At 69.6% G+C, this 12,821-nt stretch carries 9 protein-coding genes; 2 read left to right on the top strand and 7 right to left on the bottom strand.

Annotated features, from left to right (window positions below):
* Nucleotides 1-22: 22 nt before the first annotated feature.
* A complete protein-coding gene (gene uvrA / locus DBP14_RS27230; protein ID WP_129309743.1) occupies nucleotides 23-3,085 on the bottom strand; it encodes an excinuclease ABC subunit UvrA in 3,063 nt (1,020 codons plus the stop codon).
* Nucleotides 3,086-3,308: 223 nt separating this feature from the next.
* On the opposite strand from uvrA, the gene DBP14_RS27225 reads away from it, so the two are divergent.
* Nucleotides 3,309-3,998 carry a maleylpyruvate isomerase family mycothiol-dependent enzyme gene (locus DBP14_RS27225; protein ID WP_129309742.1) on the top strand — a complete coding sequence of 230 codons (690 nt, stop codon included), beginning with the start codon at nucleotides 3,309-3,311 and terminating at the stop codon, nucleotides 3,996-3,998.
* Between the two features lie 66 nt (nucleotides 3,999-4,064).
* Nucleotides 4,065-4,721 (top strand): MBL fold metallo-hydrolase, encoded by a 657-nt coding sequence (locus DBP14_RS27220; protein ID WP_129309741.1) that lies wholly within the window; start codon nucleotides 4,065-4,067, stop codon nucleotides 4,719-4,721.
* 30 nt (nucleotides 4,722-4,751) lie between these two features.
* On the opposite strand, the gene aroQ is transcribed toward DBP14_RS27220, so the two are convergent.
* The 6 genes from aroQ to uvrB form a co-directional block, all read right to left on the bottom strand.
* Complete coding sequence (aroQ, locus tag DBP14_RS27215; RefSeq protein ID WP_129309740.1) at nucleotides 4,752-5,225, bottom strand: type II 3-dehydroquinate dehydratase; 474 nt, start codon at nucleotides 5,223-5,225, stop codon at nucleotides 4,752-4,754.
* A gap of 107 nt (nucleotides 5,226-5,332) precedes the next feature.
* Nucleotides 5,333-6,433 (bottom strand): ionic transporter y4hA, encoded by a 1,101-nt coding sequence (locus DBP14_RS27210; protein ID WP_129309739.1) that lies wholly within the window; start codon nucleotides 6,431-6,433, stop codon nucleotides 5,333-5,335.
* A 109-nt stretch (nucleotides 6,434-6,542) separates the two neighbouring features.
* The gene (locus tag DBP14_RS27205) at nucleotides 6,543-7,523 is read right to left on the bottom strand and encodes a TerC/Alx family metal homeostasis membrane protein (RefSeq protein ID WP_129309738.1); all 981 of its coding nucleotides are present in this window, start codon (nucleotides 7,521-7,523) and stop codon (nucleotides 6,543-6,545) included.
* A 223-nt stretch (nucleotides 7,524-7,746) separates the two neighbouring features.
* A complete protein-coding gene (locus DBP14_RS27200; RefSeq protein WP_129309737.1) occupies nucleotides 7,747-9,873 on the bottom strand; it encodes a TerD family protein in 2,127 nt (708 codons plus the stop codon).
* Between the two features lie 61 nt (nucleotides 9,874-9,934).
* Entirely contained in the window at nucleotides 9,935-10,513 is a 579-nt protein-coding gene (locus tag DBP14_RS27195; RefSeq protein WP_129309736.1) for a TerD family protein, read from the bottom strand.
* A 156-nt stretch (nucleotides 10,514-10,669) separates the two neighbouring features.
* Complete coding sequence (uvrB, locus tag DBP14_RS27190; protein WP_129309735.1) at nucleotides 10,670-12,820, bottom strand: excinuclease ABC subunit UvrB; 2,151 nt, start codon at nucleotides 12,818-12,820, stop codon at nucleotides 10,670-10,672.
* Nucleotide 12,821: the final 1 nt, after the last annotated feature.

Below are 12,821 nucleotides of genomic sequence, written 5' to 3'. Positions count from 1 at the left end.
CAGGGCAGGTCCGGCGTCGCCGTCACGCCTTGCGGGCGCGCGTCGTCTTCTTCGTCGCTGCCGCCTTCTTCGTGGCGGGGGCGGCGGCCTTCTTGGCTGCCGTGCTCGCCGTGACGGCCTCACCGTCGGCCTTGGCCGTGACGGTCTTCTTCGCCGTCGACTTGGCCGCCGCCGTCTTCCCGGCCGCGGTCTTCCTTCCCGCCGTGGAGCGCGGAGCCTTCACGGACTGCGCGTCGCTGATGCGGTCGGCGCCCAGGATCTCGCGCAGGAACTTGCCGGTGTGGCTGGCGGGAACCCCGGCGACCTCCTCGGGCGTGCCCTCCGCGATCACCAGACCGCCGCCGGCACCGCCTTCCGGACCCATGTCGACGACCCAGTCGGCCGTCTTGATCACGTCGAGGTTGTGCTCGATGACGATGACCGTGTTGCCCTTGTCGACCAGGCCGGCCAGGACCGTCAGCAGCTTGCTGATGTCCTCGAAGTGCAGCCCCGTGGTGGGCTCGTCCAGCACGTACACCGTGCGTCCCGTGGAACGCTTCTGCAGTTCGCTGGCGAGCTTCACGCGCTGGGCCTCGCCACCGGACAGGGTCGTCGCGGACTGGCCGAGCCGGACGTAGCCGAGTCCGACGTCGTTGAGCGTCCTGAGGTGGCGGGAGATCGCCGGGACCGCCTCGAAGAAGTGCATGGCCTCTTCGATCGGCATGTTCAGGACCTCGGAGATGGACTTGCCCTTGTAGTGGACCTCCAGGGTCTCCCGGTTGTAGCGGGCGCCGTGGCAGACCTCGCACGGCACGTAGACGTCCGGGAGGAAGTTCATCTCGATCTTGATGGTGCCGTCACCGGCGCAGTTCTCGCAGCGACCGCCCTTGACGTTGAAGGAGAAGCGGCCGGGCAGATAGCCGCGGACCTTCGCCTCGGTGGTCTCGGCGAACAGCTTGCGGACGTGGTCGAAGACACCGGTGTACGTCGCCGGGTTGGACCGCGGGGTGCGGCCGATGGGCGACTGGTCGACGTGGACGACCTTGTCGACAAGGTCGTCGCCCGCCACGCGCGTGTGCCGCCCGGGAACGGTCCGCGCGCCGTTCAGCTCGCGGGCGAGGTGCGTGTACAGGATGTCGTTGACCAGCGTCGACTTGCCGGATCCGGAGACGCCGGTGACGGCTGTGAACACCCCGAGCGGGAAGGACACGTCGATGTCCTGCAGGTTGTTCTCGCGGGCGCCGTGCACGGTGAGCTTGCGGCTCGGGTCGTGCGGCCGTCGTACGTCCGGGAGCGGGATCGCCTTGCGTCCGGAGAGGTACCGGCCGGTCTCCGACTCGGTGTTGGCGAGCAGTTCCTTCAGGGATCCGCTGTGCACGACCTTGCCGCCATGCTCGCCCGCGCCGGGGCCGATGTCCACGATCCAGTCGGCGACCTTGATGGTGTCCTCGTCGTGCTCGACGACGATGAGCGTGTTGCCCATGTCGCGCAGCCGGACCAGGGTCTCGATCAGCCGGTGGTTGTCCCGCTGGTGCAGGCCGATGGACGGCTCGTCCAGCACGTACAGGACGCCGACGAGGCCGGAGCCGATCTGGGTCGCCAGGCGGATCCGCTGGGCCTCGCCACCGGAGAGGGTGCCGGCCGCCCGGTTCAGCGACAGGTAGTCCAGGCCGACGTCGACCAGGAACCGCAGCCGCTCGTTGACCTCCTTCAGCACCCGCTCGGCGATCTTCTTGTCGCGGGCGTTGAGCTTCAGTTCGCCCAGGAAGTCCGCGCAGTCGCTGATCGACATCGCGGAGACCTCGGCGATCGACTTCCCCATGACGGTGACCGCGAGGACGATCGGCTTCAGCCGCGTGCCCTCGCAGGAGGGGCAGGGCACCTCGCGCATGTAGCCCTCGAAGCGCTCGCGGCTGGCGTCGCTCTCGGCCTCACTGTGCCGCCGCTTCACGAACGGCACGGCGCCCTCGAACGGCGTGGTGTACACCCGCTCGCGGCCGTACCGGTTGCGGTACCGCACCTCGATCTGGGTCTTGTGCCCGTGCAGCAGGGCCTTGCGCGCCCGCTGCGGCAGACCCGCGAAGGGGATGTCCGTGCGGAATCCGAGCGCGTCCGCGAGGGCGCCGACGAGACGCCCGAAGTAGTCCTTGGTGTGGCCGTGGGACCACGGGTGGATGGCTCCCTCGTCGAGGCTCTTGTCCTCGTCCGGGACGATCAGTTCCGGGTCGACCTCCATCCGCGTGCCGATGCCGGTGCACTCGGGGCAGGCGCCGAAGGGCGAGTTGAAGGAGAAGGAGCGCGGCTCCAGTTCCTCGAAGGACAGGTCGTCGTACGGGCAGTACAGGTGCTCCGAGTACATGCGCTCGCGCTCGGGGTCGTCCTCGGGGAGGTCGACGAAGTCGAGGACGACCATGCCGCCGGACAGGCCGAGGGCCGTTTCCACCGAGTCGGTCAGGCGCCGCTTGGCGGAGTCCTTGACCGTCAGGCGGTCGACGACCACCTCGATGGTGTGCTTCTCCTGCTTCTTCAGGGCCGGCGGTTCGGACAGCTGGATCGTCTGTCCGTCCACGCGCGCGCGGGAGTAGCCCTTGGTCTGCAGGTCGGCCAAGAGGTCGACGAACTCGCCCTTGCGCTCACGCACCAGCGGCGACAGCACCTGGAAGCGGCTGCCCTCCGGCAGTTCCAGGACCTTGTCGACGATGGCCTGCGGCGACTGGCGCGAGATGGGGCGACCGCACTCGGGGCAGTGCGGCTTGCCGATGCGCGCGAAGAGCAGGCGGAGGTAGTCGTAGACCTCGGTGATGGTGCCGACCGTCGAGCGCGGGTTGCGCGAGGTCGACTTCTGGTCGATGGAGACCGCCGGGGAGAGGCCCTCGATGAAGTCGACGTCCGGCTTGTCCATCTGCCCGAGGAACTGGCGCGCGTACGAGGACAGCGATTCCACGTAGCGCCGCTGGCCCTCGGCGAAGATCGTGTCGAAGGCCAGGGAGGACTTGCCCGACCCGGACAGGCCCGTGAAGACGATGAGCGAGTCACGCGGCAGGTCGAGCGAGACGTTCTTCAGGTTGTGCTCGCGCGCGCCACGGACGATGAGACGGTCGGCCACGCCGGTCCGCACCTTTCTTGAGAGAAGTGACAGGGGCGAGGCCCCCGTGCTTCTTCAGACTAGGGGGAGCCACTGACAACGCCGGTCGGATTCCGGGAGGCATAACAATCCCCGGCCATCCAGCATGCCCGACGCCGCCCTCGACGATATAGCACGCGCATTCGATTTGCGGACGAGCTTCACCACCTTCACCCGAAGGTGTGGCGGCACTAGGGTCAGGTGCATGATTGATCACGCTCATGACCTGGACTGTGTACGCGAGGCGACCGAACGGCTCCTCACCGCTGTCGCCGAACTGGACAACGCCTCACTCGCCGAGCCGTCACGCCTTCCGGGCTGGACGCGCGGGCACGTCCTCGCGCACCTCTCCCGCAACGCCGACGCGCTCGTGAACGTCCTGGAGGGCCGCCCGATGTACGCGAGCGCGGCGGCACGCGACGGCGACATCGAGGAAGGCGCCGCACGCTCCCTCGACGTCCAGCTCTCCGACCTGCGCGAGAGCGCGGCCCGCTTCCAGGAGCTGGGGGCCGCGCCCGCGGACTGGGCGCGCACGGTGGAGCTGCGCAACGGTGTCACCGACTCCGCGGCCCGCGTGCCGTTCCGGCGGTGGGCCGAGGTGGACCTGCACCACGTGGACCTCGGAATCGGCTACGAGCTGGAGGACCTCCCGGCGGAGTTCACGGAGCGGGAGATCGACTTCCTGACCCAGCGGTTCGCCCGGCACAAGGACGTGCCCTCGACGGGCCTGACATCCGGATCCGGCCGCGCCTGGACCACCGGCGGAGGCGCCCCGGGCGGGCCCGTGGAGGTCGAGGGGACGGCCCCGGACCTGCTCGGGTGGCTGGCAGGGCGTCGCGACGGCTCCCGGCTCACGGTGCGGGGCGGCGACCTTCCACAGCTGCCTCCGCTCTGACGCGTGAACGGCCCGGCCGTCAGGCGCGAACAGCCCCGTCCGCCGGGCGGCTATAGGCTGATCGCCATGACGTACAGCGGAGAGGTCAAGGTCGGCGGACCGGCGGACGTGCACGAGCTGAAGGACCTGATGATCACCAAGATCGCGGTCGGCCCGATGGACAACAACGCCTATCTGCTGCGGTGCCGCGCCACCGACGAACAGCTCCTGATCGACGCCGCCAACGACGCCGGGACGCTCCTCGGGATGATCGGTGACGACGGCATCGCGTCCGTCGTCACCACCCACCAGCACGGCGACCACTGGCAGGCACTCGCCGAGGTCGTCTCCGCCACGCGCGCGCGTACGTACGCCGGGCGGGACGACGCGGCCGGCATCCCGGTCCCCACCGACGTCCAGGTGGACGACGGGGACGTGATCAAGGTGGGGCGCGTGGAACTCACGGCGCGCCACATCGTCGGGCACACACCCGGCTCCATCGCCCTGGTCTACGACGACCCGCACGGGCACCCGCACGTCTTCACCGGGGACTGCCTCTTCCCGGGCGGGGTCGGTAACACCTTCAAGAACGCCAAGGCGTTCGCCACCCTGATCCACGACGTCGAGACGAAGATCTTCGACGTGCTGCCGGACGAGACCTGGGTCTATCCCGGGCACGGCAACGACACGACGCTGGGCGCGGAGCGGCCGCATCTGCCGGAGTGGCACGCGCGCGGCTGGTAACCCCATGGGGTGGGCGCAGTCGCCCAGGGGTTATGCGTCCGCCTGTGCCGCCCCGGCCAGCGCGGCGACCCTCTCGACGCCGAACACATATCCCTGCACTCCGCAGCCCGCGATCACCCCGTCGGCACGGAGGGAGACGTACGAGTGGTGCCGGAACGTCTCCCGCTGGTGGATGTTGGAGATGTGGACCTCCAGGACGGGGAGGCCGTCGCAGGTGTTGAGCGCGTCCAGGATCGCGATCGAGGTGTGGGAGTAGGCGCCGGGGTTGATGACGATGCCGCAGTGGCCGAGCCGTGCCTCGTGGATCCAATCGACGAGTTCGCCCTCGTGGTTCGACTGCCGGAAGTCCACCGTGCCGCCGTGTGCCGCCGCCGCCTTGGCGCACATCGCCTCGACCTCGGCCAGGGTGTCCCTGCCGTAGATCTCGGGCTGGCGCCGGCCGAGCAGGTTCAGGTTGGGCCCGTTGAGGATCATGATCGGGGCGTTGGCCAGGGTGCGGGGCACGGTTCCTCCGTCCGTTCGTGGCCGTACGACTACGACCGCTGCTCGGACTCGGTCTATCACGGCCGCCGGAGCGCACGACGGGGCGATCGCGCTGCGGGTTGATCACGCTACGGGTTGATCGCCAGCTCCAGGTACGCGGCGAACAGCACCAGGTGAACGCCACCCTGCAGGGGCGTCGCCCGGCCCGGCACCACCGTCAGCGAGCTGACCACCACGGTGAGCGCGAGCAGCAGCATGTGGGTGGATCCCAGGCCAAGGACCAGCGGGCCCGACAGCCAGATCGAGGCGAGGGCGACGGCGGGGATGGTCAGGCCGATACTGGCCATCGCCGAGCCTAGCGCCAGGTTGAGGCTGGTCTGCACGCGGTCCCGGCGGGCGGAGCGGAGCGCGGCGATCGTCTCGGGCAGCAGGACCAGCAAGGCGATGATCACGCCGACGACAGCCTGGTGGAGGCCGGCCGCCGCCACACCGGACTCGATGGTGGGTGACACGCCTTTCGCCAGGCCGACCACGCCCACCAGGGCCAGGCCCAGCAGGCCGAGGCTGGTCCAGGCGGTGCGCGCGGACGGGGCCTCGGCGTGGTCGTCCGCCGTGATGACGTCGCCCTGCCGCGTGATCGGCAGGAAATAGTCCCGGTGCCGTACGGTCTGGGTCGCCACGAAGAGGCCGTAGAGGACCAGCGAGGACAGCGCGGCGAACGTCAGTTGCACGGCGGAGAACTCGGGGCCCGGCTTGCTGGTGGTGAAGGTCGGCAGCACGAGGCTGAGCGTGGCCAGCGTCGCCACGGTTGCCAGGGCGGCGCCGGTGCCCTCGGGGTTGAACACCGCCGTGCCGTGCCGGAGGGAGGCGACGAGCAGGCAGATCCCGACGATGCCGTTGCAGGTGATCATCACAGCGGCGAAGACGGTGTCCCGCGCGAGGGTGGAACTCTTGTCGCCGCCGTCGGCCATGAGGGTGACGATCAGGGCCACCTCGATGATCGTCACGGCGATGGCGAGGACCAGGGAACCGAAGGGCTCGCCGACGCGGTGGGCGACCACCTCGGCGTGGTGCACCGCGGCCAGCACGCATCCCGCGAGGACCACGGTCACCAATGCGACGACGGCGCCGGGCAGCTCCCGGCCCCAGGTGAAGAGGAGGAGGACGGCTGCGAGCACCGGCACGAGGAGCGTCCACTGGCCGGTGAGCGTCCTGAGCCGAGTGATCATGGGGCGATGGTGGCAGACCGCCCCCTCCTTCGCATTCCGTCCCTTTCGGATGCGTGCTCCTTTCTCCATGTCGGGGTCATGCCCCCTGCCCAGGGGTCGGCTTCCCGCGTCAGGCGTCCACGCGGTCCTTGGCCTCCGTGTCAGCCTCCGCCTGCTTACGGGAGGCCATCAGGCTGGTGACCGTGGTGACCGCCAGGACCGCGCAGATCACGCCGAGCGAGACCGGAATGCTGATCTCGGGCACGTGCACCCCGGACTCGTGCAGCGCGTGCAGCACGAGCTTCACGCCGATGAATCCGAGGATGATCGACAGGCCGTACGACAGGTGGACCAGCTTCCTGAGCAGACCGCCGATGAGGAAGTACAGCTGCCGCAGCCCCATCAGGGCGAAGGCGTTGGCGGTGAAGACGATGTACGGGTCCTGCGTGAGGCCGAAGATCGCGGGGATGGAGTCCAGCGCGAACAGGACGTCCGTGGTGCCGATGGCGAGCATCACGACCAGCATCGGAGTCATGACGCGCTTGCCGTTCTGCTGGATCCACAGCTTGGTGCCGTGGTAGCCGTCGGCCACTCCGAACCTGCGCTCGGCGGCCTTGAGCAGCTTGTTCTCCTCGTACTCCTCGTCCTCCGCGTCGGCGCGGGCCTCCTGGACGAGCTTGACGGCGGTCCAGATCAGGAAGGCACCGAAGAGGAAGAAGACCCAGGAGAAGCTGGCGATGATCGCGGCTCCCGCGGCGATGAAGACGGCCCGCAGGACCAGGGCTATGAGCACCCCGACGAGCAGGACCCGCTGCTGGTACTGCGAGGGCACCGCGAACTTCGCCATGATCAGGACGAAGACGAAGAGGTTGTCGACGCTGAGCGACTTCTCGGTGATGAACCCGGCGAAGAACTCACCGGCCGGCTGCCCGCCACCGAAGACGAGCAGGCCGAGGCCGAAGAGGCCGGCCAGGGTGATCCAGACGACCGTCCAGATCCCGGCTTCCTTGATCGACACGTCGTGGGGCTTGCGGCCGATGAAGAAGTCCACCGCGATCAGCGCGGCGAGTCCTACGACGGTGAGCACCCACAGGGTCACGGAAACGTTCACTGCTCCTCCGGCATTACGTCACGGCAAACAAAGCCAGCGTCACCGCTGCCGGAGGTCTCTTCCACCCGGGAACGGGTCGACGCCCCGGGATCGGACCGATCCGTACTGACGGGTGCGCCGCAGTCAGGGAGTACTCCCCTCCGTGCGGAAACAGTACCTCAATCACCAAGGAAAGGTAAAGTGCAAAGTAAAGAAAAACCCAAACTAGCAGTTCGGAGTGCCTTTACTTGTCTTTGACGTACGCCGCGGCGATCTCCCCGAGCACCTGCGCGAGGATCCCGCTGTCCGGTGGGACGAGCGAGGGTTCGTACGTCCAGGCGTGACCGATCCACGGGTCGGCGAGGTGGTCGTCGGGGACGGGCGTCAGTCGCATGAGCGAACGCCACAGCGGGTCGAGCAAGGGACCGTAGGCAGCGGCGTCCTCGCGGTCCGCCACCATCAGCAAGTGCACCCCGACGGCCGGGCCCTCGTCGGCGAGATAACGCAGCCGGGTCACGGCACGGTCGTCGAAGCCGTGCGGGAAGTCGTTGACGATCAGCAACTGCCGGGCCGTGTCCAGGTCGGGCGGCAGGGACTCGGCCGCGCCGCCGCGAACCGCCATCTGCACGAGGTCGACGCGGCGGGTGAGCCGCTCCAGGACGTCTGTGACACCTGCCGCGCCCGCGGCCGGGGGCGTCACCGGTGCTCCGGACCGCGTCAGGGGTTCCAGGGTCCGGGCAGCCGCACCCGCCGGGTCGATGACCTCGACGGCGAACTCCCCCGCCGGGTGAACGACGAGCAGCCGGGCCGCGAGGGCCACAGCCGTCCGCAGCGCGAGCGGGCGCACCTCGTCCGAGTCCAGGAAGGTCCCGTCGGGCGCCGTCGCGGGACCGCAGTCGATCCACAGACCCCGCTCCAACGGCAGTCTCACCAGCATCGGAATGCGCAGCGGGGCGCTCTCGGGCAGGTGCAGATCGCCCAGCCGCAGGGCCATCGGCTGCTCGTCGGGCACACGGTAGGCGTGCCAGACGGGGTTGTCCCAGCGCGCGTACGCCGGGGGAAGGGCGGGCTCGACGACCTCCGCCTCGGCGGTGAGCTGGGCGAGGTCCCGGTCGAGCACCGCCCGCGCCTGATCGACGAGCTGTGAACGCCGGGCGTGGGCCGCCTCGCGTGCGGCCTCCCCCGCCCCGCCGAGCCGTTTGCGCGGGTCCGCGAGGGCCTGGTCGAGTTCCTTCTCCATCCGGGAGTCGGCGAAGTCCACGGCGCTTCGATAGGCGGCCGTGGTGCGGGCCAGGTCCTCGAACATGCCCCACACCTGGTTGTAGAGCCGCTCGTCCATGGACCAGCCGGTCGCGTCTCCCGCGACGGGCCGCGCCGCCTGACCGCCGGGCTCCGACGGCGCCGAGGCTACCGGTGGCGGGGCTGCCGGTGACAGGGCTGCCGGTGACGAGAGCGGGGCACTCGGCTGACCGCGGCGGGGGTGGGTGTAGTCGACGGGCCCCCCGCGGCCCGGCGCGGGCGGCGGGTCCTGGGAGGGCACGCCCTCCTGAAGCGGCACTGTGCCCTGCGGCGGCAGGCCGTCGTGAGGCTGTGCCAGGCCGTTGTGAGGCTGTGTCAGGCCGTTGTGAGGCTGTGTCAGGCCGTTGTGAGGCTGTGTCAGGCCGTCGTGATGCCGCGGCAGCGTGCCGCCCCCGTGCTGCGTCGGGCCCAGTTGCGGCGGAGCGTCCGCCTGCTGCGCCGCGCCCAGGATACGGTCCGCCGCGTGGGGTGGAACCGGGTCCTGGAGCGGTGCCGAGGACTGTGCGGGTATCGCGCGGGAGAGGCCCCGGTCCACCGCGTCCTGGACGACCGCCGCGAGCTCAGCGGCCCCGGGCAGACCCTGGTCGGTGAGGAGCGCGGTCAGGCCGCCCGCGTAGCCCTGCCCCACCGCCCGTACCTTCCAGGCACCCTGTCTGCGATAGAGCTCCAGGGCGACGACGGCCGACTCGGCGTCCAGACCGGTGAGGGCGAAGCGGGCGATACAGGTGCCATCGAGGCCGGTGACCGTCGCGCACGGGGCGGCGACGGCACCGAAGCGGACCGGGCCGCCCGCCTGGTCCGGCAGGGCGAGCAGCACGGTGACCCGGTGCACGGCCTCGGGCAGGGCGGCCAGGTCGACGGCCAGCCGGTGCTCGGCGGCTGCCTGCTGGGAGACCTCGATGCCGGGCAGGGCGGGGGCGCCGGGGTGGGCCACCCACTCGGCGCCGTGCACGACGCCGTTCTCGTCGCCGAGCGTGGCTCCCGCGAGGACCGGTGCTCCGGCGGAGATCCGGATCTCCAGCCGGAGCTGGGTCAGCGGATGGTTCTGCCCCCGCACCAGTTCGGCGGTCATCGCCGTCGCCCCCTGCGTCATGGTGTCGTCGCCGGGCCGCCCTCTGCGCGGGCGGCTTGTCCTACAGGTGCGGCTGGATCGCCGGCATCAGGTCCTGGAAGGTGCGTCCGTTGGCCGCGGTGCCGAGGGCGGTCATCGTCCAGCCCGCACCGGCGCGGTGCACCTTGGCCATGATCTGGGCGGTGTACTGGCCGCCTCCCGCGAGGGTGTACCGGGCGAGTTCCTGGCCGTTGGTCTCGTCGACGAGGCGGCAGAACGCGTTCTCCACCTCCTGGAAGGTCTGGCCGGTGAACGAGTTCACGGTGAACACGATCTGGTCGACGTGGACCGGGACGCGCTGGAGGTCGACGAGGATGGCCTCGTCGTCACCGCCCTGGCCGACGCCGCCGACGAGATTGTCGCCGGTGTGCCGCACGGAGCCGTCGTCGCTCACCAGGTGGCGGAAGAACACCACGTCGACCGGCTGCTTGTCGGCGAAGAGCACCGCCGAGGCGTCCAGGTCGATCTCGCGCGTGCGCGAGCCGAACAGGCCACGCCGCTTGGCCGCCTGCCAGCCGAGCCCCATCCGGACCGCGGTCAGGGTGCCCCCGTCCTTCTTCTCCAGGCTGATGGCCTGACCCTTGGTCAAGTTGACGGTCACGGCTGAATTCCCTTCTCGGTGTTCCCCTGTTGCCGCGCGTGCGCGGTTGTCCAGAACCCTACGCAGGGGCACTGACAGTGCCGAACCCCGGCTGGTGCTTTGTGGCGGTGTTGCAACACTCGGCAGGCCGGCCGGGGTCCGGTCCGGCAGGGCCGGTCAGGCCAGGCCCGCCTCCCGCATCTGCCGCAGTTCCTTCTTCATCTCGGAGACCTCGTCACGCAGCCGTGCAGCGATCTCGAACTGCAGTTCCGCGGCGGCGGCACGCATGCGTTCGGTCATCTGCTCGATCTGTTCGGAGAGTTCGGCCGCGGGGCGGTCCGTGGGCACTGTGGCCCCGCCCTTCGCGGACTTGGCGGTCTGGCCGGCCTTCGCGCCCTTGGCCGCCTTGTCGCCGAGCGACGGGACGGGCGCCTTGGCGCCCTTGCCGTCCTTCAGGTTGCGATAGCCGGAGCCGAGCAGTTGTTCGGTGTCGACCTGCTCGCGGGCGATCTGGGCGACGATGTCGTTGATCTTCTTGCGGAGCGGCTGCGGGTCGATGCCGTTGGCCTTGTTGTACGCGACCTGCTTCTCCCGGCGGCGGTTGGTCTCGTCGATGGCCTTCTCCATCGCCGGGGTGATCTTGTCGGCGTACATGTGGACCTGGCCGGAGACGTTCCGGGCCGCGCGGCCGATGGTCTGGATCAGGGAGGTACCCGACCGCAGGAAGCCTTCCTTGTCCGCGTCGAGGATCGCCACCAGGGACACCTCGGGCAGGTCGAGGCCCTCCCGCAGGAGGTTGATGCCCACCAGGACGTCGAACTCGCCGGCGCGCAGTTCACGCAGCAGCTCGACGCGGCGCAGGGTGTCGACGTCGCTGTGGAGGTAGCGCACCTGGATGCCCAGCTCCAGGAAGTAGTCGGTGAGGTCCTCGGCCATCTTCTTGGTAAGCGTGGTGACCAGGACGCGCTCGTCCTTGTCGGTGCGCGTGCGGATCTCGTGCACCAGGTCGTCGATCTGGCCCTCGGTGGGCTTGACGACGACCTCCGGGTCGACGAGTCCGGTCGGGCGGATGATCTGCTCCACGACGCCGTCCCCGCGGGACAGCTCGTACGTCCCGGGGGTCGCCGACAGGTAGACGGTCTGTCCGATGCGCTCCTGGAACTCCTCCCACTTCAGGGGCCGGTTGTCGAGGGCGGAGGGCAGCCGGAACCCGTGGTCGACGAGGGTGCGCTTGCGGGAGGCGTCGCCCTCGTACATGGCGCCGATCTGCGGGACGGTGACATGGGACTCGTCGATGACGAGCAGGAAGTCGTCCGGGAAGTAGTCCAGCAGGGTGTTGGGCGGGGAGCCGGGCAGGCGGCCGTCGAAGTGCATCGAGTAGTTCTCCACACCCGAGCAGGTGCCGATCTGGCGGAGCATCTCGATGTCGTACGTCGTGCGCATCCGCAGGCGCTGGGCCTCCAGGAGCTTGCCCTGCTTCTCCAGCTCGGCCAGGCGCTCCCCCAGCTCCTTCTCGATGTCGTTGACGGCCCGCTCCATGCGTTCGGGGCCGGCGACGTAGTGGGAGGCGGGGAACACGTACAGCTGCTGGTCGTCGCTGATGATCTCGCCGGTGACCGGGTGCAGCGTGGACAGCGCCTCGATCTCGTCGCCGAACATCTCGATGCGGACGGCCAGCTCCTCGTAGACCGGGAAGATCTCGATGGTGTCGCCGCGGACCCGGAAGGTGCCGCGGCTGAACGCCAGGTCGTTGCGCGTGTACTGGATCTCGACGAAGCGGCGCAGCAACTGGTCCCGGTCGATCTCGTCGCCCACGCGGAGGGGGACCATGCGGTCGACGTACTCCTGCGGCGTGCCGAGGCCGTAGATGCAGGACACCGAGGCGACCACGATGACGTCACGCCGGGTCAGCAGCGAGTTGGTGGCGGAGTGGCGCAGGCGTTCGACCTCCTCGTTGATCGAGGAGTCCTTCTCGATGTAGGTGTCCGACTGCGGGACGTAGGCCTCGGGCTGGTAGTAGTCGTAGTACGAGACGAAGTATTCGACCGCGTTGTTCGGGAGGAGCTCGCGGAACTCGTTGGCCAGCTGGGCGGCCAGGGTCTTGTTCGGCGCCATGACGAGCGTGGGGCGCTGGAGCTTCTCGATCATCCACGCCGTGGTGGCGGACTTGCCGGTGCCGGTGGCGCCGAGCAGGACGACGTCCTTTTCCCCGGCCTGGATGCGCTGGGCCAGGTCGGCGATGGCGGTCGGCTGGTCGCCGCTGGGCTGGTAGGGGCTGACGACCTCGAAGGGCGCCACCGTGCGTTCGATGTGGGAAACGGGCCGCATG

Source organism: Streptomyces sp. L2 (assembly GCF_004124325.1).
GTDB lineage: Bacteria > Actinomycetota > Actinomycetes > Streptomycetales > Streptomycetaceae > Streptomyces.
The sequence above is the reverse complement of the archived record's forward strand: the minus strand, read 5'-3'. Positions and strand labels throughout refer to the sequence as shown.

Bases quoted from the DNA above. Each gene is read 5' to 3' on its own strand.
- DBP14_RS27225 (WP_129309742.1), top strand. From the start codon at position 3,309: ATGATTGATCACGCTCATGACCTGGACTGTGTACGCGAGGCGACCGAA.
- DBP14_RS27220 (WP_129309741.1), top strand. From the start codon at position 4,065: ATGACGTACAGCGGAGAGGTCAAGGTCGGCGGACCGGCGGACGTGCAC.
- DBP14_RS27210 (WP_129309739.1), bottom strand. From the start codon at position 6,433: ATGATCACTCGGCTCAGGACGCTCACCGGCCAGTGGACGCTCCTCGTG.
- DBP14_RS27200 (WP_129309737.1), bottom strand. From the start codon at position 9,873: ATGACCGCCGAACTGGTGCGGGGGCAGAACCATCCGCTGACCCAGCTC.
- uvrB (WP_129309735.1), bottom strand. From the start codon at position 12,820: ATGCGGCCCGTTTCCCACATCGAACGCACGGTGGCGCCCTTCGAGGTC.